Source organism: Microbacterium sp. ISL-103, assembly GCF_018613995.1.
GTDB lineage: Bacteria > Actinomycetota > Actinomycetes > Actinomycetales > Microbacteriaceae > Microbacterium.
In genome coordinates this window covers 1-2,851 of the sequence record NZ_JAGGPD010000319.1, presented here as the reverse complement: position 1 = coordinate 2,851, position 2,851 = coordinate 1, and the positions used below count along the sequence as shown (strand labels likewise).

Below are 2,851 nucleotides of genomic sequence, written 5' to 3'. Positions count from 1 at the left end.
GCCATCGTCGCCGTCGGGAGAGGGCACCACGACCGCGGCCGTCAGCCCGTGGAGTTCGACGAGCTCGCGCTCCAGTCCGAGGCGCCGCGCACGCGGGTGCACGATCTCGATGCGGACGATGCCTCGCTCGCGCGCCTGGGTGAGAAGGCGTCCCACCTTCCAGCGGGAGAGCCCCAGGAGGGCGCCGATCTCGTCCTGCGTCTTGTCCTCGTCGTAGTACAGCTCAGCGACACGGACCATGATGAGGTCTTCTTCCACGGCATCCTCCTTTCGCCCTCAGTCTACGACCGCAGCACCGTTCGCGCATCTCATTGCTCATATGAGCGGAACTGCGCACAGAGAACGCACATCCGTCGGAGACGACGAAAAAGGACGCCGGCCCTGAGGCCGACGTCCTTTCTCGAGTCGAGATGACTACATGCGCTTTCGCGAGGTGAGCACCTGGTCGACGATGCCGTAGTCCAGCGCCTCGGCGGCGGACAGGATCTTGTCGCGATCGATGTCGCGGTTGACCTGCTCGACGGGCTTGCCGGTGTGGCGAGCCATCGTCTCTTCGAGCCAGGTGCGCATCCGGAGGATCTCCGCCGCCTGGATCTCGATGTCGGATGCCTGACCGTGCCCGGCCTCGCCCATCGCCGGCTGGTGCATGAGCACGCGGGCGTTGGGCAGGGCGAGTCGCTTGCCGGGGTGACCACCTGCGAGCAGGACGGACGCGGCGGACGCCGCCTGACCCAGCACCACTGTCTGGATCTGCGGTGCGACGTACTGCATGGTGTCGTAGATCGCCGTCATCGCGGTGAACGAACCACCGGGTGAGTTGATGTACATCGTGATGTCACGCTCGGAGTCCTGGCTCTCGAGAACGAGAAGCTGGGCCATCACGTCGTCGGCCGACGCGTCGTCGACCTGGACGCCGAGGAAGATCACGCGATCTTCGAACAGCTTGTTGTAGGGGTCCTGGCGCTTGAAGCCGTATGCCGTGCGTTCCTCGAACTGAGGGAGCACATAGCGGCTGGAGGGCAGATCGCCGGCAGAGCGGAAGGTGGGTGCGTACATGAGAGTCCTTTCGCTTTCCGTTACTTGATGTCCTGGTCGGTTCCGCCGCCGCCGATGACGTCGGTGGCCGAGTCGCGGATGTGGTCGACGAAGCCGTACTCGAGCGCCTCGTCTGCGGTGAACCAGCGATCGCGGTCGCCGTCTTCGTTGATCTGCTCGACGGACTTGCCGGTCTGCGCCGCGGTGATCTCGGCGAGGCGGTTCTTCATCGAGGTGATCAGCTGCGCCTGCGTCTGGATGTCGCTCGACGTGCCGCCGAAGCCGCCGTGCGGCTGGTGCAGCAGCACCCGGGCGTTGGGCGTGATGTAGCGCTTGCCCTTCGTGCCCGCGGTCAGCAGCAGCTGACCCATCGAGGCGGCCATGCCGATCCCGACCGTGACGATGTCGTTCGGGACGAACTGCATCGTGTCGTAGATCGCCATACCCGCGGTGATCGATCCACCGGGCGAGTTGATGTAGAGGTAGATGTCCTTCTCGGAGTCCTCTGCGGCGAGAAGGAGGATCTTCGCGCAGATCTCGTTCGCATTGTCGTCGCGCACCTCCGATCCCAGCCAGATGATGCGGTCTTTCAACAGTCGGTCGAAGACGCTCGTAGCGAGGAGGGGTTCTGCAGCCATGTCAGCTCCTGATTCCGTGTTTCAGTGATTCGAATCTACCGGCGACAACGCGGCGCTCAGGCCGTGTTCGCCGTCGGCATATCAGGCTTCGAGTTCCGCGATCTCGTGAGCGTACGCGGTCATCGAGCGGTGGTACCGCGGCAGGTGCGGCACGAGTGCGAGAAGCGCGACCGAGAGGCCCTTCGCCGGGCGTCCCGCACTCGCGAGGATCAGCGCGTGCACCGTCGCCACAGCGTCCCGGTAGGGGCCGTCGCCCGACAGCTCCTCCTCCGCGCGGATCACGGCGAGGGCATCGTCGTACTCGCCGAGATTGCGCAGCGAGCTCGCGAGCTGGATGACGCACTGGGGACGATGCTCGTCGTCGAGCCCCAGCGCGAGAGCGCGTCTGTACAGGTCCACCGCCTCGGCGGGCCGGCCGGCGGAGTCCCGGGCCCCGGCGCGTTCGAACTCGGCGCGCGCATCGTCACTCCCCCGCTCGGCGGCGAGGGCGTCGATCCTCGCGATCGTGTCGTCACCGACCTCTTCACCGGTCGCGTCGTCCCACACCTCGTCGACGCGCTCATCCCAGGTCTTCATGGTCTCCTCGGTCATCTGCTCGCTCCATTCACGAGAAAGGGGCGGATGCCGCAGCATCCGCCCCTCTCATCGAGATCGTGTTCGATCACTCAGCCTTGTCGGCAGCCTTCTTGGCCGGAGCCTTCTTGGCAGCGGGCTTCTTCGCGGCGGGCTTCTCAGCCGCCTCGGCGTCGTCGGCCTTCTTCGCAGTGGCCTTCTTCGCAGCAGGCTTCTTCGCAGCCGGCTTCTCAGCCGCCTCGGCGTCGTCNNGTCACGACTAAGTCCGACAGTGCGACGGGCTTGCCGGTGGTGTCGACGACCTTGACCTGGCCGAGTGCGATGGCGAGGGCCTTGTTGCGGGCGACCTCACCGACGAGCGCGGGAAGCTGGTTCGACGACTGCAGCGCCTCGACGAACTCCTGGGGAGCCATGCCGTACTGCGATGCGGACTGGATGAGGTACTGCGAGAGCTCCTCCTGCGAGACCTGCACGTCGGCCTGCTCGGCGATCGTGTCGAGCAGCACCTGCGTGCGGAACTGCTTCTCGCTGGCCTCGGTCACCTCGGCGCGGTGCACGTCGTCCTCGAGGCGGTTCTCGCCCTCGAGGTGGTTGTGCACCTCGTC

The 2,851-nt window shown here is 65.9% G+C and carries 4 protein-coding genes and 1 pseudogene; all 5 read right to left on the bottom strand.

Annotated elements, in window-relative coordinates; all coding sequences use genetic code 11:
* Positions 1-258 (bottom strand): sigma factor-like helix-turn-helix DNA-binding protein (locus J7E68_RS12125; RefSeq protein WP_311416821.1); only part of this gene is annotated, 258 nt, incomplete at its 3' end.
* Between the two features lie 156 nt (positions 259-414).
* Positions 415-1,056, bottom strand: a complete 642-nt coding sequence (locus J7E68_RS12120; protein WP_215172909.1) for an ATP-dependent Clp protease proteolytic subunit — start codon at positions 1,054-1,056, stop codon at positions 415-417.
* Positions 1,057-1,076: 20 nt separating this feature from the next.
* A complete protein-coding gene (locus J7E68_RS12115; RefSeq protein WP_053096644.1) occupies positions 1,077-1,673 on the bottom strand; it encodes an ATP-dependent Clp protease proteolytic subunit in 597 nt (198 codons plus the stop codon).
* An 81-nt stretch (positions 1,674-1,754) separates the two neighbouring features.
* Positions 1,755-2,264: a tetratricopeptide repeat protein gene (locus J7E68_RS12110; RefSeq protein ID WP_311416820.1), complete on the bottom strand. Its 510-nt coding sequence runs from the start codon at positions 2,262-2,264 to the stop codon at positions 1,755-1,757.
* 70 nt (positions 2,265-2,334) lie between these two features.
* Positions 2,335-2,851, bottom strand: a pseudogene (locus tag J7E68_RS12105) (trigger factor); the annotation flags it as partial.